The sequence below is a fragment of the Neptuniibacter sp. QD72_48 genome, from assembly GCF_047778065.1.
In the GTDB taxonomy this organism is placed as follows: domain Bacteria; phylum Pseudomonadota; class Gammaproteobacteria; order Pseudomonadales; family Balneatricaceae; genus Neptuniibacter.
Genome location: NZ_CP180547.1, coordinates 470,657 through 493,426 on the forward strand (window position 1 = coordinate 470,657; position 22,770 = coordinate 493,426).

Sequence of the window (22,770 nt, forward strand, 5' to 3'; positions counted from 1 at the left end):
TTACCAGATGCCTCGCCGTTTCGCTAGCCCTAAATGTATTCTATTGATACTAAAAGACATCTCATTAGGTTTAGTTCACCTTGAAGCGCTTGTAAATAGGCGCTCTAGGCGGGATATTCGTAAATGGTCTGAGGTATACTGCCATTTTTAGTGTTTGATCAGGTATTCGCATGGTATTCCGTCCTTCCCAACGTGTTGCAGAAATTGAGTCTTTTAAAGTGATGGACTTGCTTAAACGGGCTAAGCAACTTGATGATGTTGGATGTGACGTTATCCATATGGAGGTGGGTGAGCCTGATTTTGCAACAGCACCCTTGATTGCAGAAGCAGCCAAAGCGGCGATTGATAGCGGCCTGACTCAGTATACGCCTGCCGCGGGTATTCCTGAATTACGTGAGGCGATCAGTCAGTGGTATGCCACGAAATATGGGCTAGAAGTCGCCCCTGAACGCATTGTTGTCACCACCGGCGCATCTAGTGCTTTGTTGATGGTGTTCTCTTTACTCGCTGATGCTGGGCAGTCGTTTATGATGGCTGATCCGGGTTATCCATGTAATCGCCAATTCCTGCGCTTTTTAGAAGCTAAATCTCAGTTAGTGCCGACTAATGCAGAAGATAATTTCCAGTTAAATGCTGAGTTGATTGGACAGCATTGGCAAGCTAATACCGCTGGGGTGCTGTTAGCTTCTCCTGCTAATCCAACCGGTATGGTTGTTCATCGGGATGAGTTAACTGCTATTGCTGCGACAGTTAAAAAACTAGGTGGTCATCTTGTTGTTGATGAACTCTATCATGGGCTTACCTACGGAACAGATGCGCCAAGTGCATTAGAGATCGATAAGAATGCCTTTGTTATCAATAGTTTTTCTAAATATTTTGGGATGACAGGTTGGCGTTTAGGTTGGCTGGTGGCACCTGAGGAGGCTGCCCCAGAATTAGAAAAATTGGCGCAGAATTTGATGATTTCGCCAAACACGGTTTCGCAATATGCAGCACTGGCTGCATTTAAGCCTGAAACGATTTCTGAATTGGAGCGTAGACGTTTTGAGTTCCAAAAACGTCGTGATCTTTTGGTGTCTGGATTAAGAGATTTAGGCTTTGATCTCCCAGTTACCCCTGAGGGGGCATTCTATGTGTATGCAGGCGCTAAGCACCTTACCGATAACACTTTCGATTATTGTTGGTCGTTGTTGGAAGAGGATCATATAGCGACGACGCCGGGGTTGGATTTTGGTCAGCACCGTAGTCAGGAATTTATTCGATTCTCCTACACCACAGGGTTGGATCGAATTCAGTTGATGCTGGAACGTTTATCTAAAAGGATTCAAAAATAATGCAGTTCGAAAATCTAATCGAAGGGCGTTTGATCAAGCGTTATAAGCGTTTTCTCGCTGATGTTGTTTTGTCGGATGGTCGCGAAGTTACGATCCATTGCCCTAATACGGGCTCCATGAAAAACTGTGCTGATCCAGATAGCCGTGTTTGGGTGCACGACAGTGGCAATCCTAAACGTAAATACCCATTGGGTTGGGAGCTGGTGGAAGTTGAAGGGCAGTATCTCGCCTGTATCAATACCGGTCGTGCCAATAAACTGATTCGCGAAGGGATTGAGCAAGGTGTGATTGCTCAGCTGCAAGGGTACTCTGATATTCGTCAAGAGGTTAAGTATGGTGAAAACAGCCGTATTGATCTCTTGTTAGAAGATGAAGAGAAAGGTCGAGCATGGGTTGAAGTTAAGAATGTGACTTTGCTTGAATCTGATAACTGGGGAAGCTTTCCAGATGCAGTGACTAAGCGTGGCGCTAAACACTTGCAGGAGCTAATGGCGATGGTTGAGCAAGGTGATCGTGCTGTGATGCTGTTTTGTGTGCCTCACACAGGGATTAAACAAGTACGCCCAGCCGATCAGATTGACCCTGAATATGGCCGCTTACTGCGTGAGGCTATAGACGCTGGGGTAGAAGTAATCGCTTATGCTGCAGATATCTCGCCTGAACAGATTAGTATTCAACGCGAGATTCCGGTAATTACTTAGCCGAGGATCACTTGGCCATCATCTAAGGTAAATGGGATGGCGGTCAGGCTATCTTCTACGCAGGGGCCTGAGATGCATTCGCCACTGTCAATTTTGAAAAGCGCGCCATGGGTAGCACACTGGATGAAGGTCTTGTCGTAATCTAGGAACTGATTAGGCTGCCATTCTAGGGGAATGCTGCGATGTGGGCAGCTATTCTCATAGACGAATAACTCACCACGGTATTTTACCGCGAAAAGTTTTTTACCTTCGCACTCAAACCCTTTGGCCTGACCTTCAGTAATCTCATCAATATGGCATAAGGCTGTCATTAGAAAATTACCTCTTGGATTCGTAGCTGTTCTAATAATCGTACGATCGCTTCATCATCGTCGGTATCGATTGAGAGAGTAAGTGCTTGCTCCTCTTCTGTTAGAGGTTGTGCAAGCTGTTGTTGTTCCAACATGACCGCAATGTCAGCATCGGATGCATCCGAGCCTTCATTGGAACGGCGTTTCAAACGGGCTTCAATTAGTTTTTGCTCGCATTCGCAGCTGATAATGCGAATAGGTATACCGAGTTTCTCAGCCAGTTCGATATAATTCTGGCGTGTTCTTTGGCGCAAACAAGTTGCATCTACAATCACTGAGTAGCCATTACGTAGCAGCTCTGCGCTTGTATCAAAAAGATGATTGAAGGTATGGGCGTTCATTTGTGGACCATACAGATCAATTTTTTCCCCTTTTAAGCTCAACTCGCGGAAAAGACGTTTGCGCTCAACATCAGAGCGGATACGAATTGTATCGGTTTGATCAACAAGCTGTTGGCTTAAATGGCTCTTGCCACTGCCGGAAATTCCATGCATCAAAAACAGTGCTGGCTTTGGTGCACGAGCATAGTAATCGGTTAGACGCAGATAGCGGCGCAGGGTTTGTAGATCGTGATGCTCGCCTAGTACTGCAACCTTGGCGCGAACCATGGAACGGTACGCTTTATAGAAATTAAGCAGTGGTAGTGCATTGTAATCACCACTGATTTCTAAGTAGCGATTTAAGCAGCGATTGGCCCAACGGAATTCACCGTTGGCTTCCAGATCCATAAGGAGAAAAGCAAGATCGCAAATACTATCGATCCAGCGGAACTGTAAGTTAAATTCGATACAGTCAAAGAGTCTTAGCTCATCATGAAAAAGAGTGATGTTGGCTAAGTGAAGGTCGCCATGGCATTCGCGAATATGACCGGATTGCTTACGTTGTTCAATTAGCGGTGTCAGTTTGCGGAACTGCTGCGCAGTGTAATGGGATAGCTTTTGTACTTTGTGCCAGTCATCTAGTTCGTCGATAGCGTCGGTGATATGGCTGAAGTTATCGGAGACAACTTCCCAAATCGTTTCCGCTTCACCCCAAGGGCTGTCTTGCGCCACAATCGGAATGCGCTGGTGAAAATCAGCAATCTGTTCGGCTAATGTATCTATCCAGCTAGCTTCAAAGCGATGATTGGCTAAAAGGAGATCTAGGCGTTGAGAGTGATCAAATTGCTGCATTTGAACAGCATATTCAATGATCTCTTCATCGCCTTCTGGATTGAATATCGGATTCTCAGCATTACCGCCAATAGTGATGACTTGCTGGTAGATATCAGGCGCTAATCGTTGATTTAGACGTAGCTCTTCCTCACAGAAGTGCTGACGCTTCTCTAGCGTGGTAAAATCCAGAAAACCGAAATCCACTGGCTTTTTAATCTTATAGGCATATTCGCCTGTTAAGATCAGCCAGGAAATGTGGGTTTCTATCACCTCAATCTGGTCGACTGGATGCGGATAGAACGAAGCTTGTTTTAGAGAGTCGATTAGGGTCATAAACGTACTGATATACCTGCTAAGGGAAGGCATTATACTGAGCCAATGGCAAAAAAGAGAGCACCAAAATCGTCAAGTCGTGGCAAAAGCACTAAAAAACCACGCAGTTTCCTGAAAAAGTTTCTTATCTTTCTGTTCAAACTGTCCCTTTTGGGCATGGTGATTGGCGGAATCGGTTTGATCTATCTGGATGTCCAAGTCAAAAGTAAATTTGAGGGTAAGCGCTGGGCATTGCCTGCCAAAGTGTATGCGCGGCCTCTCGAGTTGTATCCGGGGCAGGTATTAGATCGCCAAGCATTCAAGGAAGAATTGAAAGGCTTGGGCTACCGATTTGTAAATCGTGCGGATAAACCGGGGATGGTGGAGTGGGCTTCCAGTCGTGCTCGCGTGTATACCCGTGGATTCAGTTTCCCTGATGGTGATGAGAGCGCACAGCGTTTATTGCTGAGCTTCAGTGGCAATCAGTTAGTTTCGATTAAGGATAGTCGTGGTTCCATCGTTCCGTTAAGTCGCCTCGAACCGATCCTGATCGGTGGTATTTACCCTAGAGACAATGAAGACCGTGACCTGATTCGCTTAGAGCAAGCTCCTCAACTGCTTTTGGACTCATTGATTCAGATCGAGGATCGAGACTACTACAACCACTTTGGTGTGTCGCCAAAAGGTATCGCGCGTGCAATGTGGGTTAACCTTAAGGCGCGTCGCTTTATTCAGGGCGGTAGTACCCTGACACAGCAGTTGATCAAAAACTTCTATCTGACCTCTGATCGAACATTAGCGCGTAAGCTTATGGAAATCCCGATGGCTGTGCTATTGGATCTTCGCTACAGCAAGAATGAGATTCTAGAGGCTTATCTGAACGAAGTTTACTTGGGGCAATCGGGCTCCCGGGCAGTACATGGGTTTGGCCTGGCGAGTCAGTATTACTTTGCCCAGCCTATTAATGAACTGAAACTTCATCAGGTCGCGCTATTGGCTGGTATGGTGAAAGGGCCATCTTACTTCGATCCAAGGCGTCACCCGGAACGTGCCAAAGCGCGTCGTGACCTTGTGTTGAAAGTACTTCAAGAACAGGGCGTGATCAGCATGAAAGATCGTCTAGATGCTGAGAAACGTGGCTTAGGTGTGGTTAAACAGCGTAGCCTGCATAAAGGTGCTTACCCTGCATATCTTGATCTTGTGAAACGTCAGTTGCGTGAAGAGTATCCTGAAGATGTGCTTAGCTCAGAAGGTTTGCGAGTATTCACTAGCTTAGATCCAATGGTGCAAGCGAATACTGCAGCTGCTCTGACCAAAACCATAGGCAATTTAAAGAAACGCTACGGCAAACCAGTCACTGCATTGCAGGGCGGTATTGTAGTCACTGATCCGCAAACGGGTGAAGTATTGGCGCTGGTGGGTGGTAAAAACGCGCGGTACCAAGGTTTTAACCGAGCTTTAGATGCGCGCCGTCCAATCGGTTCTTTGGTGAAACCAGCAGTCTTTTTGGCGGGGTTAGAAGAGGGTTATACCTTGGCTTCCCTTTTGGATGACCAGCCTATTAGTGTGCCGCTTCCTGGTGGTAAGAGTTGGGTGCCGCAGAACTTTGATCGTCAAAGCCACGGTAAAGTGCCGCTTTATCTATCTTTAGCGAAATCCTATAACCAGAGTACTGCTCAATTAGGTATGGATATAGGTTTGCCGAAAGTGATCGATACCTTAGAACGTCTAGGTATCTCTCGTGATCCCAAGCCTTACCCCTCGCTTTTACTGGGCGCGGAGTCGATGAGCCCATTTGAGATTGCGACGGTTTATCAGACGATTGCTGCAAATGGTTTTAGAACGCCGATGCGTGCTATTCGTTTGGTTACGGACTCAGAAGGGCAGGAGCTTTCTCGCTATCCATTTGAAGTGAAACAGGTGGTGACTGCGGAGAATATGCATCTGATTCAATATGCGTTGCAAGCGGTTACCCGAGAAGGTACAGGGCGCTATATCTATAGCCGTCTGCCAGGTTCAATTAATGTGGCTGGTAAGACCGGCACCAGTAATGGTCAGCGCGATAGTTGGTTTGCTGGTTTTGCAGGAGATCGTATGGCGGTGGTCTGGTTGGGTCTGGATGACAATGACAAACTGCCATTTACCGGCTCGGGAGGAGCATTACGGGTTTGGACCGAGTTAATGGTCAAAGAACGACCACAGTCGTTTATGGCGGTTCAGCCAGAAGAGATTGAGTATCACTGGGTTGAAGAAAAAACAGGTTTGATCTCTGCCGAACAGTGTCAGGGTGTGCGACAATTGCCGTTCATAAAAGGTACAGCTCCGCAAGATTACGCTGAATGTGCCGGAAATCAGCAACAAGAATCTATGGATTGGTTTGAACGATGGTTCAGATAATTAAGCGTTATAAAACAGCTGGAGCACTTTTAACAGCGTTGGCTTTGACTGGGTGTGTGAGTGGAACAGGAGTATACCGTCCCCCTGTAGAGGATCGATCAGGGCAAGATGGCGTTATTCAGTCAGCCGAATCTGCTACGGGTGTTCAAATCAAACCTACGGTTGTTCGAGAATCGCGAACTGAGAAGTCTGTCGCGGTACCAGTTCCAACGCCTGTGACTGCTCGAGCTCAAAACCCTGCTGTCATTGCTCTGTTAAACAACGCAAACCAGCAGAAAAATAGAGGGGCAATGCAGGCGGCTGAAAGTAGCCTTGAGCGTGCGCAACGGATCGCTCCTAGGGATCCGGAAATCTATTACCAATGGGCTGATGTTCGTCGCCTTGAAGGTCAGTGGGCTCAAGCCGAGCAAATGGCTCTCAAAGGTACAAATATGGCCATTGGTGATGTCGTTATGTTGCGAAGATTGTGGTTGCTGATTGCGGATATTCGTCAAAGTTCAGGTGATCGTTCTGGAGCAAATGCTGCCCGGACTAAAGCGCTGAACTACTAATCGGATAAGTACTAAAAAGCAGCCTAAATGGCTGCTTTTTTATGCGTGAAATATCTGGTCGAGACAGCTTAAGGAAGCTTTTCTTTTCCAAGGGCTATGCTCAAAAGTATCAGAGCAACAGCAAGCACTGAATGATACAGAGCTGGGCCGGCCAAATGAGGCATTAGAGATGCCTGACTATAGACAAGTGTCGAAACTGCAATTGCAATTGCGGATGCAGTACCTGCCGCTTTAGTGATTAGAGGCTGTATTCTTAAACAGCTGATTAACAACGCAAGTGCAGATAGTCCTGCGAGTGCTTGGCTGTAGGTGACGCCTACTTCGCTACGGCGACACAGCTCAAATAGAGCGAATAATACTAATAACCAACGTCCCCATGCTGCACGTGACCAATCCTTCTTCCAAGCATAATCAAACATGGCGCTTGCTATTAAAGGGATTGCAGCAAAGTACGCTAGGTTATCCAGCAGGCGCCTGAACGTGACTGAATCCTGATCTGTTCCTTGTAGCAGGAGTGCACCAGCACCTGAGCAAGCGATAAATGCAGCCGACAGGCTAATGACCATACTGGCAGTATGATCATGTTTCTCGCCTACTCTATAACTGCGGCCTGCTAAAAATAGAGCACTGGCAATAAGAAGAGCATTGCCAGCTATGATCGCTAAGGTCATTTTAGATTCGCAAAAACGTGGTCAGCTGCTGCGAGTGTTTTCTCAATATCTTCCTGTGTGTGTGCAGCAGATACAAAGCCTGCTTCAAATGCTGAAGGTGCTAGATATACGCCTTGCTCAAGCATGCCGTGGAAGAATTTAGAGAAACGATCTGCGTCGCACGCCATAGTTTCAGCGAAGCTAGTTACTTGCTCTTGCTCAGTGAAGAATAGACCGAACATGCCACCAACACGGCTAGTGGTAAATGGAATACCATTTGCCATCGCTACAGCTTCTAAACCTTCGGTTAGTAGCTCTACTTTTGCGCTTAGTTGCTCGTAGAAACCAGGTTTAGAAACAGCGTTCAGCATCGCTAGGCCTGCAGCCATTGCGAGTGGGTTACCGGAAAGCGTACCCGCTTGGTAAACAGCGCCTAGCGGAGCGATATGCTCCATGATCTCTTTCTTACCACCAAACGCGCCTACTGGTAGACCACCGCCAATAACTTTACCTAGCGTCGTCAGGTCAGGCGTTACGTTATAAACAGACTGTGCGCCACCCAGTGCTACACGGAAGCCCGTCATTACTTCGTCAAAGATCAGAACCGTGCCGTATTCATCACATACTTCACGAAGACCTTCTAAGAAGCCTGGAAGAGGAGGGATGCAGTTCATGTTGCCGGCTACAGGTTCAACGATGATACACGCGATCTGATCACCGATCTCTGCGAATGCTTTACGAACGCTGTCGATATCGTTGTGAGTCAGAGTGATGGTGTGTTCAGCAAGAGAAGCTGGAACACCTGGTGAGCTAGGCTCACCTAAAGTCAGCATGCCAGAGCCTGCTTTAACCAATAGAGAGTCGGAGTGGCCGTGGTAGCAGCCTCCAAACTTAACGATTTTATCGCGCTTAGTGTAACCACGTGCCAGACGGATCGCACTCATAGTTGCTTCTGTACCAGAGCTAACCATACGGACCATGTCTAAAGATGGCATGATCTCGCAAACCTTGTTTGCCATCTCGATTTCGATCTCAGTTGGCGCGCCAAAACCTAGACCGTTATCTAAAGAAACGCGTACAGCATCGATTACTTCACTGTTGCAATGACCTAAGATCATTGGTCCCCAAGAGCCAACGTAGTCGATGTATTTGTTACCGTCTTCATCAAACAAGTAAGCGCCTTCGCCTTGTTTGAAGAAGATTGGGGTGCCGCCTACACCTTTAAATGCACGCACAGGAGAGTTAACTCCACCGGGAATGTGAACTTGAGCTGCTTGGAAAAGTTCTTCTGAACGGGACATCTTTATTCTCTCTGAAATCAATTAGTGAAGAGCTGGTGGAACTGTTTTGCTGCTGCAGTCACTTTTTTGTTCGCGTATAGCGCATGTATGACGGCAACCATATCGGCACCTGCTGTTACAATCTGGTCGGCATTATCCACGCTAATGCCTCCAATCGCCACTATTGGCAAGTTAACTTTGTCTTTTACATCTTTAACCAACGAAAGAGGAGCTGGCTTGGCATTGGGTTTAGTTTTCGATGGGAAGAATGCGCCGAATGCTAAATATGAAGCACCGGCTTGTTGTGCTTTTAAGGCTAGCTCCAATGAATCATGGCAGGTTACACCGATGATCGCATCTTCGCCTAGCATTTCGCGAGCTTCCTCTATTGCGCCATCGCTTTGTCCCAAGTGCACACCTGCGGCACCAATACCTGCAGCTAAGCCTGCATCATCATTAATGATGAGCGGGATTTTGTTCTTTTTACAAATAAGGTTTAAAGCCGATGCTTGCTCAACGCGTTTTTTAAGATCGGATGATTTATCTCGATACTGAATAATCTTCGCACCGCCCTGTATGCTTTGTTCAACTTTGCGGAGCATTGTTTCAGTATCGGGCATTAGATCGGAATCAGTAATGCCGTATAGGCCTTTTAAACTGTATGTCATAGATCAGTCTTTGCGGTAGAAATCTTCAATTTGGCTTCGGGTTAGTAGGCCCGTAATTTTTTTCTGATTATTTAAAACGTATAAAGCTTCGGTGCTTTTATTATTCATTCTATCCAGAGCTTCTTGTAGTGTTGCTTTGCTATCGATACTACTAGCATCGAGACGAAGTGCCGGTATTTCTAATAGATCAATATCCTTATGTGGTTCAAAGCTATTTCTAAGGTGAAGATGCAGATCTCCAGGGGAGAGGAAACTGAAGTTATTATCTTTTTCTACCAGAACCCAATCGGGGCTAGTCTCTAAGGCATGTTGAGCGCCTTTTTCGGAGACGATTGCAGTACTTTTTACAAAATTCGTTGTCATGATGCTTTGTACGGCTGAGCCATTAAGTATCTGGGCAATAGGTTTATAACGATAATCCAACCCTTGTAACTGCATACTGATAACAAAGATTGACGGCATTTTGAAAACGTAGCGGGCGATCAAATTTGAAACCACAATGGAAATCATTGCGGGAAAAATAATATTCGGATTGGATGAAAGCTCTAATATCGCCACAAGTGCGGCCATAGGCGCGTTGGCAACAGCGCCCATCATGCTGCCCATACCCAATAGGGCATAGAATCCAGAATTTGCTACATCTTGGTCAACGGCACTAGCACCAAAGATACCGAGAATTCCCCCCGCCATAGCGCCTATGAAAAAGGTAGGCCCGATAAGTCCTGCTGGAACACCAAGGCCAAGAACAATCGGTGTCAGAACGCACTTGGCTAGGACTATGCCTATTAGTAAACCAATTCCCACTTCGCCATGTAAAACAGAGGTCACTGTGTCGTAGCCCAATCCCATTATTTGTGGATAAAACAGAGCCATTGAGCCAGTGAGAATACCTGCCAACATCAACTTGGATCTATACGTAAAGACGGAATGATCGGACCACTTCATTGTTGCACGCATTAGCGCAATAAATAGAACTGCTAAAAGTCCAATAATAAGGCCTAAAAAGGCCACGTAAGGAATTTCATGCAGAGATTCTATATGTAGTTGAGGGACAGTAAGTACTAACTGATTCCCTAGCATTATCTGGACAACTAGCGTGCCTGTTGCTGCAGCAACCATGACTGGCATAAAACCAATGACGGTGTATTCCAGTAATATGACTTCCATGGCAAAGACGACGCCTGCTAATGGGGTGTTAAAGGTAGCGGCAATACCTGCGGCAGCGCCGCAGCCTGCCAGTATTCTTAAAGTATTGTTGGGTAGTTTTAATCTTTGTCCAAGTTGGCTACCACATGCTGCACCTAAGTGAATAGCTGGGCCCTCTTTACCGACAGAGTGACCGCATAGCAGAGCAATTGAAGCCGCGATAAGTTGAACGACGGCGTTCACCAAAGGCAGATTGCTTTGATGGTAAGCCATTCGTTCCAATAAGTGAGCAACACCTACTTTGCGATTCAGTGGGGTGACGCGTGATAAAACCGCTATCAGTAATAAACTACCGACAATAGGGAGGAAGAAATGATACCAAGAAGAAAGTCCTTCAAAGTTATCACTGTCACCTCCCGGTAAAAAGCTAGAAAGCGGGAGTTCAAGCAATAACCGAAAGCTGCCTAAAACAAGACCGCACAACAATCCGCAGATTAACCCTAGGATAACCATTTGGGGCAATGCTTCACTGTGAGCAAGGCGATGGCGGAAATGGTCAAGAGAAAAAGTATTTCGCAGCATAAGCTAGATTATTTATTAATAGTCATAAGGGTCTTAGTTTCTGTATTATACGTTACCAGTTTTTCATCCCTTATGAGAGGTTCCTGTGATTAAGGTAGGTATTGTAGGTGGTACCGGTTATACCGGTGTAGAGTTACTTCGTTTGTTGGCAAATCATCCTCAGGCAAAAGTAGAGGTTATTACTTCTCGTTCAGAGGAAGGCGTCAGTGTGGCTGACATGTATCCCAACCTTCGAGGACACCACGATCTTCGCTTTACCGTACCGGACGTGGAAACGCTAAGTGGTTGTGATGTTGTTTTCTTTGCGACACCCCATGGAGTTGCAATGAATATGGCAGCCGAGCTTGTTGGTAAGGGTGTTAAAGTCATTGATCTAGGCGCTGACTTCAGAATCAAGGATCTCGAGCTTTGGTCTAAGTGGTATGGTATGGAGCACACTCAGCCAGAGATGGCTGAATTGGCTGTATATGGCTTGCCAGAAGTAAATCGTGAACAGATCAAAGATGCGCAATTGATCGCTTGTCCAGGTTGTTACCCAACTGCGACGCAGCTTGCTTACCTGCCTCTATTGGAAAATAAACTGATCGATCACCGTCGTCTCATTGCTGACTGTAAATCAGGTGTAAGTGGTGCTGGTCGTGGTGCGAAGGTCGGTATGTTGTTGTGCGAAGCGAGTGAAAGCATGATGGCTTACGGCGTGCCGGGTCATCGTCATCTGCCTGAAATTAAGCAAGGTCTTGCTCTAGCAGCAGAGCGTCCAGTACATCTGACGTTTGTTCCACACCTAACGCCGATGATTCGTGGTATCCATTCTACCTGCTACGGCGTGTTAAAAGATCCTATTGATCACGATCTACAAGCGATCTTTGAAGAACGTTACGCAAATGAGCCATTTGTTGATGTTATGCCTGCAGGTAGTCATCCACAAACAAGAAGTGTTAAAGGTGCGAACGTTTGCCGTATCAGCGTTCATCGTCCTCAAGGTGAAGACACGGTGGTTGTATTATCTGTGATTGATAACCTTGTTAAAGGTGCTGCGGGTCAGGCGGTTCAAAATATGAACATTATGTTTGGTTTTGAAGAGACTGCTGGTCTGAATGTTGTTGGCTTGATGCCTTAATACTTGACTGAATTAGTCGGTTAAGGCGATAATTGTGCTCAGCTTAATTGAGTATGGTCGTTATGATAGAAACAGTTGATCCGATTGCAGAGCCGGAGATGGTATTTACTACTTCTGCCGCTGCTAAAGTAAAATCTCTTATGGAAGAGGAAGAGAATGATAGCCTGAAGTTACGTGTATTTATTACAGGTGGCGGCTGCGCCGGTTTCTCTTACGGCTTCACTTTTGATGAAAATGCTGCAGATGATGACACTGTGATCGAGCGTGATGGTGTGTTCATGGTGGTAGATCCGATGAGCTTTCAATATTTAGTTGGTTCTGAAGTGGACTTTAAAGAAGGTCTACAAGGTTCTCAGTTTGTGATTAACAACCCGAACGCAACGACAACTTGTGGTTGTGGTTCATCTTTCTCTATCTAGCTGTTTCTGTTCAGCTTAGTCTAAGCTTGCATATGATAGTAATAGGTTATCCCTTGTTATGAGGGGGCCTATTACTATATCTTCTACTCTGTCGTAGGTTATTAATTTAAGTCCTCTAGGGGAATAATATGCGTCAGTTGGTTTTTTCTGTTTTTTGTATGCTTTTTTCTGGCTTGCTGATGGCCCAGCCACTGCAATCGCCTGTATCTCCAGATGTCGCTAATGATCGCTATTTGGCGTTGATCAAAAAACACACGCCTAGTGAAGTTGAAATGCTTTTTCAAAGAGCGAGTATGCTCGTTGATGAAGTGGAGAATCTTTCATCCTACGAACCGATCGTGTTTGTTTTGCATGGTGATGAAGCGCATGCCTTCCGGCATCAGAATATGAATCAGTACAAAAGCTTGTTAGAGCTTGCTGAGCGATTAGATTCCAATAATGTGATTGATATCCGTGTATGTGAAACATGGATGCGAGCGAATGGTGTAGAGCGCTCAGAACTACCTGCGTTTATCGATACGATCCCACTAGGTCCGGCAGAGCAGGTTAGGTTACGCCAACAAGGCTATCTATACTTTTAGGCTTGATAGATAGCGCCTAGAATTCGATCGCCTTTTGCGCCGGTAACATTTGGATTGTTGCCGGTTTTCCCATCTAAGCAGCGCATCGCTAACCAGGCAAAGGCTGCGGCTTCCATCCAATCCGCATCAATCCCAATATCGCCACTGTTGCTGACGTTGATATTGGGTAATAAATCAGATATTCGTTGCGTAAGTGCCTGATTGAAACTACCGCCGCCACAGATATATAGCTCAAATACCTGGCTAGGAATGTGTGTTTTTATAGCGTCGGTTATGCTGGTGGCGGTCAATTCAAGCAAAGTGCGTTGTACGTCTTCCGCTTTAATCTCTGGGAGCGTGGCTAGTGTTTGTTTTAGCCAAGCTAAATTAAACTGTTCCCTACCAGTGCTTTTAGGTGGAGGTTCTGAAAAATATTCAATAGAGCTTAATTGCTCTAAAAATTCCTCATTAATGGAGCCGGTTAGTGCCCATTCGCCATTTTGATCGAAGGGAAGGTCTCGACAGTGCTTGATCCACGCATCTAATAAAACGTTACCCGGACCTGTATCAAAGCCAAGGATGCTTTGCTCTTCGGATTTTGGAAGGAAAGTAAGGTTAGCCATCCCACCGATATTCAGTAGAATACGATTGCAATCATGTGAATGCAGCATTGCATGATGAAACGCTGGAACCAAAGGTGCGCCTTGACCATCAGCGGCCATGTCACGACGTCGAAAATCTGCCACAGTGGTGATACCGGTTAGTTCAGCAATTTGGTTTGCGTCACCTATTTGCAAAGTGAAACCAAATTCTGGACGATGGCGGATGGTTTGGCCGTGGCTGCCGATTGCTGAAACTTGCTCGGCAGATAAACTGTTTTTGCTTAAAAGATCATTTACGGCTTTGGCGAAGAGTTCGCCTAAGGATCTATCTACCTTGCCCATTAAATCAATTTCATGATCGCCGGGCTGGGTCAGTGTCAAAATGTCGTTCTTTAAAGTTGCTGGAATCTCTTCAGCGTGCGTAGCTATCATTTCAAAATTTGGTGTAAATCTAACAGCAACTGCGTCGATACCATCTAGGCTGGTTCCTGACATTAACCCAATAAATAGATGCTTCTGACTCATGCTTAACGGCTGCTCTGTGCAAGTGTGGTGGCTTGATGGGTTTCAAGCTGAGCTAATAAACTGCTTGCTGTTTCCGTAAAGTTACTTCGCTCAGCTTTAGCGACAGGAGAGGCTTGTGGTAATTTAACCGTCAGAGGATTCTTGTGGACGCCATTTACGCGAAACTCGTAGTGAAGATGAGGTCCGCTTGCTAGGCCGGTTTGACCAACAAAGCCAATCACTTGCCCTTGCTTAACCCGAGTGCCGACACGTTGTCCGCGTTTAAAGTTACTCATGTGGGCATAAAGGGTGGTGATATTGCTACCGTGTTGGACGATTACAACATTGCCAAATCCGCCTTTTCTACCACGGAATGTGATTTTACCTTCACCAGCAGCTTTAATTGGTGTGCCTGTTCGAGCAGCATAATCCACGCCCTTGTGAGCGCGAATTCGATTGAGTACAGGGTGCTTACGGCTGAGGCTGAAGCGTGAGCTGATACGGGCGAAATCTACCGGCGAGCGAAGGAAAGCTTTGCGCATACTATAGCCTTCAGGTGTGTAGTAGCTGCTATCGCCTTGGGTATTTGTATAACGAAGAGCTGTGAATTTATTGCCTCTGTTAGTAAATTGAGCAGCAATGATAGGACCTTCGCCAATTTTCTCGCCATCTAGATAATGCTCTTCATAAATGAGGCTGAAATCGTCGTTTTTACGGATATCTAGGACGAAATCCACATCCCAGCCGAATATGCTGGCGAGCTCCATAATCTTTTTGCTAGAAAGGCCTGCTTCGGCACCCGCTAAAAATAGAGAGTCTTTTATAGTACCTGAAGTGAATTGTTGTCTTTTTTCAGGTGTTCTGATGACAGAATTAATCTGATAAGAGCCATTATTGTCGGTGTATAGAATAGTATGCTTTAGCTTTGATTCGGTATGCTTAAGTTTGCTTAACTTTCCGTTTTTTATTTCAAAGCTTAATGTTTGGCCTGGAAACAGACGGGTAAATGCTTTTGTTTCTTTGCCAGCGGCAGCGACATGATAAACATCACGCGGAGTGAGTCCTGCCTTCTTGAACATGGAGGTTAAGTTGTCGCCATCCCCTATGATATATGATATCCAATTAGGCTCTACAGGGGCTGTTGTAATAGTTTGAGAAGGAATTGTTGTGACTGTTTTGGGATCAGGTGTATCTACTGTTTTTATAACAGTAAGTGGTGAGGGTAAGTCTCCGCGATTTGCTCCTACCTCTTGTGATGGAAGCAGTAAAAGAGTCAGGCCTAAAATAAGTACACAGGCACTGACAGCCACTAAGTGAACCGTGGGAAAGTTTCCACGGAACTGTTTAACGCGATTTAGCACCCTATACCCCTTCATTATCATATTGGGTTGCTGAAAATTAAGCGTTGCATTATGCCACTGTCATCAAAGAAAGTCGGCTTAGTTAAATAAAACTTAAGGATTGCTTAACGATTACTAAGAAAAATTGCTGAGAACTTATTTGTTTGCAGGCTTAGCAAGGGCTAAAATAGCCGCTTCGAATTTTTAGCCGTAATTTAAAGGGCAAGCAAAAGAAATGAGTGAAGCACTATTAAACGACCTACAAGCGCGCGGGCTAGTTGCGCAGATGACAAGCGAAGAAGATTTGGCAAAGCATCTTGCTGAAGGCAGTGTGACTCTTTATTGCGGCTTCGACCCTACAGCGGATAGTTTGCATATTGGTAGTCTTGTACCACTACTAACACTGAAGCGTTTTCAGGAGTTTGGTCACAAGCCGCTTGCGCTTGTGGGTGGGGCGACTGGTCTGATTGGTGATCCAAGCTTTAAGGCGCAAGAGCGTAAGTTAAATGATGATTCAACAGTAGCAGGTTGGGTTGAGAAGCTTAAAGCTCAGGTTAGTGCATTTGTAGATTTCGACTGTGGTGCTAATAGTGCTGAAGTTGTGAATAACCTCGATTGGACACAAAACGTAAATGTTCTAACTTTCTTGCGTGATATTGGCAAGCACTTCTCTGTTAACCAGATGATAGCTAAAGAGTCAGTGAAGCAACGTATTGATCGTGAAGGTGAAGGCATCTCTTTCACTGAATTTACGTATATGATTTTGCAATCGTATGACTTCCAGCAATTGAATGCGTCTCATGGCTGTACTCTACAGATCGGTGGTTCTGATCAGTGGGGCAATATTACGGGCGGTACTGAACTGACTCGTCGCATGAATGGCAATCAAGCATTTGGTTTGACGCTACCACTTATCACTAAATCAGACGGTACCAAATTCGGTAAAACTGAATCGGGTACTATCTGGCTAGATGCAAATAAAACATCTCCATATGCTTTCTATCAGTTCTGGCTACAAACGGCAGATGCAGATGTTTACCGTTTCCTTAAGTACTTCACATTCTTACCTGTAGCAGATATTGAAGCGTTAGAAAAAGAAGATGCAGAGCGCCAAGGTCGTCCAGAAGGTCAACGTGTTCTTGCTGAAGAAGTAACGCGACTTGTTCATGGTGAGGAAGGTTTAGCTGCGGCTAAGCGTATTACAGAAGCACTATTCTCGGGTGAAACATCCGAACTAAGCGAACAGGATTATGCGCAGCTAGCCCAAGACGGTTTGCCATCATCTGTAATTAATCCAGAAGAAGTGTCTGAAACGCCTTTAACGACTATCTTGTCAGAAGCGGGTATGGCGCCTGGCGGTAAGCAAGTTAAAGATGCGCTGCAGCGAAATGCGGTGATTGTTAACGGTAACGCACATGGCTTTGAAGATAATATGAAAGCGACAGAGGTGTTCGCCGAGTCAAATGCACGCTTTGGTAAGTACTTCTTAGTTAAGCTAGGTAAAAAGAAACACCATCTATTCTCTCTTTAAGTCATAAGAGGGAGTATAGAGAAGGCGTTGAGGTAAAACTCAGCGCCTTTTTATATCTATTGACTGGTATTTGTACGTTGCTGATCAGTCCTTGACCGATTAGCCGTGTTTTGTAAGTTTTTTACAACTTTTTTCAGTTTTTTATAGATTAGCTGTTGACGCATTTTTAGATGTCTGTAGAATTCGCCGTCCTTGCTTAGGGAGGCCGCTTTTTAAGGGGCTGCAGAGCTGAGTGAGGTGCTTAGTAAGTGATTGAAAACATTGGTTTTTAAGATTACTTACGGAGCAGGATTCAAAGTCCGGTTGCTGAGTAAAAACTTTTTACGAAATTGCAAAATAAACGGTTGACTTTGAATGAGCGCAAAGTAGAATATGCGCCTCGCTTGAGACGAAACGCTGATTCAGCGGAGAGTCAAGAAAGCAACGCTCTTTAACAATTTGATCAGATAATTCGTGTGGGCGCTTGTTGAGAAGAAGCAAACTTTTTCTAGACAAGCAACCAAGTGAATTCATTTAAAGCGATTTACAAAGGTTTAACGTTCTTAAGAATGTTATCCGGTTGTTTAGTACTAGAGCCCGTTACCACATTCCTGGTAACACAAATGATTTAAACTGAAGAGTTTGATCATGGCTCAGATTGAACGCTGGCGGCAGGCCTAACACATGCAAGTCGAACGGTAACATGACTAGCTTGCTAGTTGATGACGAGTGGCGGACGGGTGAGTAACGCGTAGGAATCTACCCAGTAGCGGGGGATAAGCCAGAGAAATTTGGTCTAATACCGCATACGCCCTACGGGGGAAAGCAGGGGATCTTCGGACCTTGCACTATTGGATGAGCCTGCGTGAGATTAGCTAGTTGGTGAGGTAATGGCTCACCAAGGCGACGATCTCTAGCTGGTCTGAGAGGATGATCAGCCACACTGGAACTGAGACACGGTCCAGACTCCTACGGGAGGCAGCAGTGGGGAATATTGCACAATGGGCGCAAGCCTGATGCAGCCATGCCGCGTGTGTGAAGAAGGCCCTAGGGTTGTAAAGCACTTTCAGCAGTGAGGAAAGGTTAGTAGTTAATACCTGCTAGCTGTGACGTTAACTGCAGAAGAAGCACCGGCTAACTCCGTGCCAGCAGCCGCGGTAATACGGAGGGTGCGAGCGTTAATCGGAATTACTGGGCGTAAAGCGCGCGTAGGTGGATTGGTCAGTCAGATGTGAAAGCCCAGGGCTCAACCTTGGAACTGCACCTGATACTGCCAATCTAGAATACGGTAGAGGGTAGTGGAATTTCCTGTGTAGCGGTGAAATGCGTAGATATAGGAAGGAACACCAGTGGCGAAGGCGACTACCTGGACCGATATTGACACTGAGGTGCGAAAGCGTGGGGAGCAAACAGGATTAGATACCCTGGTAGTCCACGCCGTAAACGATGTCTACTAGCCGTTGGGAGACTTGATCTTTTAGTGGCGCAGCTAACGCGATAAGTAGACCGCCTGGGGAGTACGGCCGCAAGGTTAAAACTCAAATGAATTGACGGGGGCCCGCACAAGCGGTGGAGCATGTGGTTTAATTCGACGCAACGCGAAGAACCTTACCAACTCTTGACATCCAGAGAAGTTACTAGAGATAGTTTCGTGCCTTCGGGAACTCTGAGACAGGTGCTGCATGGCTGTCGTCAGCTCGTGTTGTGAAATGTTGGGTTAAGTCCCGTAACGAGCGCAACCCTTGTCCTTATTTGCCAGCACTTCGGGTGGGAACTCTAAGGAGACTGCCGGTGACAAACCGGAGGAAGGTGGGGACGACGTCAAGTCATCATGGCCCTTACGAGTTGGGCTACACACGTGCTACAATGGCCGGTACAGAGGGCCGCGAACCTGCGAGGGTAAGCTAATCTCAGAAAACCGGTCGTAGTCCGGATTGGAGTCTGCAACTCGACTCCATGAAGTCGGAATCGCTAGTAATCGCGAATCAGAATGTCGCGGTGAATACGTTCCCGGGCCTTGTACACACCGCCCGTCACACCATGGGAGTGGATTGCACCAGAAGTAGCTAGCTTAACCTTCGGGAGGGCGGTTACCACGGTGTGGTTCATGACTGGGGTGAAGTCGTAACAAGGTAGCCCTAGGGGAACCTGGGGCTGGATCACCTCCTTAAACGAAAGCCGATTCTCGGCAAGCGTTCACACGAATTATCTGATCAGAGAAGTTAAGAGCAACGGTGTAGGCTTGTAGCTCAGCTGGTTAGAGCGCACCCCTGATAAGGGTGAGGTCGGTGGTTCAAGTCCACTCAGGCCTACCAATCAATAGCCTTACTGTTTTTCTTGGGGCTATAGCTCAGCTGGGAGAGCGCCTGCTTTGCACGCAGGAGGTCTGCGGTTCGATCCCGCATAGCTCCACCATCATCCTTGAGGATGAGAAGGAAGAGTTTTAAAACATATTGTCGTTTAAGACATTATCTTTTAAAGCTTTTTTGCTTTAAACGCTCTTTAATAATTTGGATTTGATTCATTTGATTTAGATTTAAGACATGTAGTTTTACTGCATGCGCCAATTCGGCGAAATCTATCGTTACTAGCAATACAAGTTACTGTGATTCCAGACGCCTTCGGGTTATATGGTCAAGTGACTAAGCGTGCACGGTGGATGCCTTGGCAGTCAGAGGCGATGAAGGACGTTGTAACCTGCGATAAGGTTCGGGGAGGTGGTAAACAACCTTTGATCCGGACATTTCCGAATGGGGAAACCCACCTATTTATAGGTATCTTTTAACTGAATACATAGGTTATTAGAGGCGAACCTGGGGAACTGAAACATCTAAGTACCCAGAGGAAAAGAAATCAACCGAGATTCCCTAAGTAGCGGCGAGCGAACGGGGACTAGCCCTTAAGCTTTATTAGATTTAACAGAACACTCTGGAAAGTGTGGCCATAGTGGGTGATAGCCCCGTATGTGAAAGGTCTTTTAAAGTGAAATCGAGTAGGACGGCACACGTGAAACGCTGTCTGAATATGGGGGGACCATCCTCCAAGGCTAAATACTCCTGACTGACCGATAGTGAACCAGTACCGTGAGGGAAAGGCGAAAAGAACCCCTGTGAGGGGAGTGAAATAGACCCTGAAACCGTGTACGTACAAGCAGTGGGAGCCGTTTTAGGACGGTGACTGCGTACCTTTTGTATAATGGGTCAGCGACTTACTTTTAGTGGCAAGGTTAAGCATTTGCGGAGCCGTAGGGAAACCGAGTCTTAATAGGGCGTCCAGTCGCTAGGAGTAGACCCGAAACCGAGTGATCTATCCATGGGCAGGTTGAAGATGCAGTAACATGCATTGGAGGACCGAACCGACTGTCGTTGAAAAGCCAGCGGATGACTTGTGGATAGGAGTGAAAGGCTAATCAAACTCGGAGATAGCTGGTTCTCCTCGAAAACTATTTAGGTAGTGCCTCGTGTCTAACCATGGGGGGTAGAGCACTGTTTCGGCTAGGGGTCATCCCGACTTACCAACCCGATGCAAACTCCGAATACCCATGAGTTCAATCACGGGAGACACACGGCGGGTGCTAACGTCCGTCGTGGAAAGGGAAACAACCCAGACCGTCAGCTAAGGTCCCAAAGTTTATGCTAAGTGGGAAACGATGTGGGAAGGCTTAGACAGCTAGGAGGTTGGCTTAGAAGCAGCCACCCTTTAAAGAAAGCGTAATAGCTCACTAGTCGAGTCGGCCCGCGCGGAAGATATAACGGGGCTAAGCATAACACCGAAGCTACGGATGCACTTTGTGCATGGTAGAGGAGCGTTCTGTAAGCTGTTGAAGCGGAAGCTGTAAGGCACCGTGGAGGTATCAGAAGTGCAGAATGCTGACATGAGTAACGATAAGGGAGGTGAAAACCCTCCCCGCCGGAAGACCAAGGGTTCCTATCCAACGCTATTCGAGGTAGGGTGAGTCGGCCCCTAAGGAGAGGCTGAAGAGCGTATCCGATGGGAAACAGGTTAATATTCCTGTACTGCTCATAACTGCGATGGGGGGACGGAGAAGGCTAGGCTAGCGCGGCGTTGGTTGTCCGCGTTTAAGATAGTAGGTTTAGAGCTTAGGTAAATCCGGGCTCTTTTAAGACCGAGAATCGATGACGAGGTCCTTTATGGACTGAAGTAGTTGATGCCATGCTTCCAGGAAAATCCTCTAAGCTTCAGGTTATGACTAACCGTACCCTAAACCGACACAGGTGGTCAGGTAGAGAATACTAAGGCGTATGAGAAAACTCGGGTGAAGGAACTAGGCAAAATGGCACCGTAACTTCGGGAGAAGGTGCGCCGGTTTTGGTGATGGGACTTGCTCCCTAAGCTGAGGCCGGTCGAAGATACCAGGTGGCTGCGACTGTTTATTAAAAACATAGCACTCTGCAAACTCGAAAGAGGACGTATAGGGTGTGACGCCTGCCCGGTGCCGGAAGGTTAATTGATGGGGTTAGCGCTTGCGCGAAGCTCTTGATCGAAGCCCCGGTAAACGGCGGCCGTAACTATAACGGTCCTAAGGTAGCGAAATTCCTTGTCGGGTAAGTTCCGACCTGCACGAATGGCGTAACGATGGCCACACTGTCTCCACCCGAGACTCAGTGAAATTGAAATAGCTGTTAAGATGCAGTTTACCCGCGGCTAGACGGAAAGACCCCGTGAACCTTTACTACAGCTTCACAGTGGACTTTGACATTACTTGTGTAGAATAGCTGGGAGGCTTTGAAACTCTGTCGCCAGATAGAGTGGAGCCACCTTTGAAATACCAGCCTGGTAATGTTGAGGTTCTAACCCAGTTCCCTAAGCGGGATCGGGGACATTGTGTGGTGGGTAGTTTGACTGGGGCGGTCTCCTCCCAAAGAGTAACGGAGGAGCACGAAGGTACCCTCAGCATGGTCGGAAATCATGCAATGAGCGCAAGAGTAGAAGGGTGCTTGACTGCGAGACAGACACGTCGAGCAGGTACGAAAGTAGGTTCTAGTGATCCGGTGGTTCTGTATGGAAGGGCCATCGCTCAACGGATAAAAGGTACTCCGGGGATAACAGGCTGATACCGCCCAAGAGTTCACATCGACGGCGGTGTTTGGCACCTCGATGTCGGCTCATCACATCCTGGGGCTGAAGCCGGTCCCAAGGGTATGGCTGTTCGCCATTTAAAGTGGTACGCGAGCTGGGTTTAGAACGTCGTGAGACAGTTCGGTCCCTATCTGCCGTGGGCGTTTGAGATTTGAGAAGAGTTGCTCCTAGTACGAGAGGACCGGAGTGAACGAACCTCTGGTGTACCGGTTGTGATGCCAATTGCATTGCCGGGTAGCTACGTTCGGACGGGATAACCGCTGAAAGCATCTAAGCGGGAAGCCTCCTTCAAGATGAGATCTCACTGGGAACTTGATTCCCCTAAAGGGCCGTTGAAGACTACGACGTTGATAGGTTGGGTGTGGAAGCGCTGTGAGGCGTTGAGCTAACCAATACTAATTGCCCGTGAGGCTTGACCATATAACGCCCAAGGCGTTTGGCAAGTGACTTGTAAGATACGTAAGACGATAGAGAGTAACGAATTAGCGCG

General features: G+C 46.7%; 16 protein-coding genes, 2 tRNA genes and 2 rRNA genes. 12 read left to right on the forward strand and 8 right to left on the reverse strand.

Translation table 11 applies throughout. The features are described 5' to 3' along the window. The first annotated feature begins 170 nt into the window (after positions 1-170). Together ACMXYX_RS02045 and sfsA are read left to right on the forward strand one after the other, a co-directional pair. Complete coding sequence (locus tag ACMXYX_RS02045; RefSeq protein ID WP_415897437.1) at positions 171-1,334, forward strand: pyridoxal phosphate-dependent aminotransferase; 1,164 nt, start codon at positions 171-173, stop codon at positions 1,332-1,334. After that, positions 1,334-2,035 (forward strand): DNA/RNA nuclease SfsA, encoded by a 702-nt coding sequence (gene sfsA, locus ACMXYX_RS02050; RefSeq protein ID WP_415897438.1) that lies wholly within the window; start codon positions 1,334-1,336, stop codon positions 2,033-2,035. Before ACMXYX_RS02045 ends, sfsA begins: the two co-directional genes overlap by 1 nt. Here the strand turns inward: sfsA and ACMXYX_RS02055 are convergent. Next, positions 2,032-2,346, reverse strand: a complete 315-nt coding sequence (locus ACMXYX_RS02055; protein WP_415883337.1) for a Rieske (2Fe-2S) protein — start codon at positions 2,344-2,346, stop codon at positions 2,032-2,034. The genes sfsA and ACMXYX_RS02055 overlap by 4 nt on opposite strands. Beyond that, complete coding sequence (locus tag ACMXYX_RS02060) at positions 2,346-3,872, reverse strand: AAA family ATPase (RefSeq protein ID WP_415883338.1); 1,527 nt, start codon at positions 3,870-3,872, stop codon at positions 2,346-2,348. Before ACMXYX_RS02060 ends, ACMXYX_RS02055 begins: the two co-directional genes overlap by 1 nt. Positions 3,873-3,917: 45 nt before the next feature. Between ACMXYX_RS02060 and mrcB the strand changes: the two genes are divergently transcribed. Both mrcB and ACMXYX_RS02070 read left to right on the forward strand, forming a co-directional pair. After that, a complete protein-coding gene (mrcB, locus tag ACMXYX_RS02065; protein WP_415883339.1) occupies positions 3,918-6,248 on the forward strand; it encodes a penicillin-binding protein 1B in 2,331 nt (776 codons plus the stop codon). After that, positions 6,236-6,799, forward strand: coding sequence for a tetratricopeptide repeat protein (locus ACMXYX_RS02070; RefSeq protein WP_415883340.1), 564 nt, complete (start codon positions 6,236-6,238; stop codon positions 6,797-6,799). Before mrcB ends, ACMXYX_RS02070 begins: the two co-directional genes overlap by 13 nt. A 68-nt stretch (positions 6,800-6,867) precedes the next feature. On the opposite strand, the gene ACMXYX_RS02075 is transcribed toward ACMXYX_RS02070, so the two are convergent. Genes ACMXYX_RS02075 through ACMXYX_RS02090 form a run of 4 tightly spaced genes read right to left on the reverse strand, consistent with a single transcriptional unit; the run spans position 6,868 to position 11,125 of the window. Continuing rightward, on the reverse strand, positions 6,868-7,470 hold the full coding sequence (locus ACMXYX_RS02075) for a hypothetical protein (RefSeq protein WP_415883341.1): 603 nt from the start codon (positions 7,468-7,470) through the stop codon (positions 6,868-6,870). Then, entirely contained in the window at positions 7,467-8,750 is a 1,284-nt protein-coding gene (gene hemL / locus ACMXYX_RS02080; protein ID WP_415906433.1) for a glutamate-1-semialdehyde 2,1-aminomutase, read from the reverse strand. The genes ACMXYX_RS02075 and hemL overlap by 4 nt, the downstream gene beginning before the upstream one ends. A 17-nt stretch (positions 8,751-8,767) precedes the next feature. Continuing rightward, entirely contained in the window at positions 8,768-9,397 is a 630-nt protein-coding gene (gene thiE / locus ACMXYX_RS02085; RefSeq protein ID WP_415883343.1) for a thiamine phosphate synthase, read from the reverse strand. Between the two features lie 3 nt (positions 9,398-9,400). After that, positions 9,401-11,125, reverse strand: coding sequence for a chloride channel protein (locus tag ACMXYX_RS02090; RefSeq protein ID WP_415906434.1), 1,725 nt, complete (start codon positions 11,123-11,125; stop codon positions 9,401-9,403). 85 nt (positions 11,126-11,210) lie between these two features. On the opposite strand from ACMXYX_RS02090, the gene argC reads away from it, so the two are divergent. The 3 genes from argC to ACMXYX_RS02105 all read left to right on the forward strand — a co-directional run bounded on the left by argC (position 11,211) and on the right by ACMXYX_RS02105 (position 13,245). After that, a complete protein-coding gene (gene argC, locus ACMXYX_RS02095; protein ID WP_415897440.1) occupies positions 11,211-12,245 on the forward strand; it encodes an N-acetyl-gamma-glutamyl-phosphate reductase in 1,035 nt (344 codons plus the stop codon). A gap of 62 nt (positions 12,246-12,307) precedes the next feature. Beyond that, entirely contained in the window at positions 12,308-12,664 is a 357-nt protein-coding gene (gene erpA / locus ACMXYX_RS02100) for an iron-sulfur cluster insertion protein ErpA (RefSeq protein WP_415897441.1), read from the forward strand. A 128-nt stretch (positions 12,665-12,792) separates the two neighbouring features. Beyond that, the gene (locus ACMXYX_RS02105; protein WP_415897442.1) at positions 12,793-13,245 is read left to right on the forward strand and encodes a hypothetical protein; all 453 of its coding nucleotides are present in this window, start codon (positions 12,793-12,795) and stop codon (positions 13,243-13,245) included. On the opposite strand, the gene ACMXYX_RS02110 is transcribed toward ACMXYX_RS02105, so the two are convergent. Both ACMXYX_RS02110 and ACMXYX_RS02115 read right to left on the reverse strand, forming a co-directional pair. After that, positions 13,242-14,351, reverse strand: coding sequence for an anhydro-N-acetylmuramic acid kinase (locus ACMXYX_RS02110; protein WP_415897443.1), 1,110 nt, complete (start codon positions 14,349-14,351; stop codon positions 13,242-13,244). The genes ACMXYX_RS02105 and ACMXYX_RS02110 overlap by 4 nt on opposite strands. Before the next feature lie 2 nt (positions 14,352-14,353). Then, positions 14,354-15,691, reverse strand: coding sequence for a peptidoglycan DD-metalloendopeptidase family protein (locus tag ACMXYX_RS02115; RefSeq protein WP_415897444.1), 1,338 nt, complete (start codon positions 15,689-15,691; stop codon positions 14,354-14,356). A 214-nt stretch (positions 15,692-15,905) separates the two neighbouring features. On the opposite strand from ACMXYX_RS02115, the gene tyrS reads away from it, so the two are divergent. The 5 genes from tyrS to ACMXYX_RS02140 all read left to right on the forward strand — a co-directional run bounded on the left by tyrS (position 15,906) and on the right by ACMXYX_RS02140 (position 22,700). Further along, on the forward strand, positions 15,906-17,201 hold the full coding sequence (gene tyrS, locus ACMXYX_RS02120) for a tyrosine--tRNA ligase (RefSeq protein WP_415883350.1): 1,296 nt from the start codon (positions 15,906-15,908) through the stop codon (positions 17,199-17,201). A gap of 609 nt (positions 17,202-17,810) precedes the next feature. Next, positions 17,811-19,350 (forward strand): 16S ribosomal RNA (locus tag ACMXYX_RS02125). 68 nt (positions 19,351-19,418) lie between these two features. Beyond that, positions 19,419-19,495, forward strand: a tRNA-Ile gene (locus ACMXYX_RS02130). Between the two features lie 24 nt (positions 19,496-19,519). Further along, positions 19,520-19,595, forward strand: a tRNA-Ala gene (locus ACMXYX_RS02135). Between the two features lie 217 nt (positions 19,596-19,812). Then, a 23S ribosomal RNA gene (locus ACMXYX_RS02140) occupies positions 19,813-22,700 on the forward strand. Together the 16S and 23S rRNA genes with 2 tRNA genes alongside form the textbook arrangement of a ribosomal RNA operon. Positions 22,701-22,770: the final 70 nt, after the last annotated feature.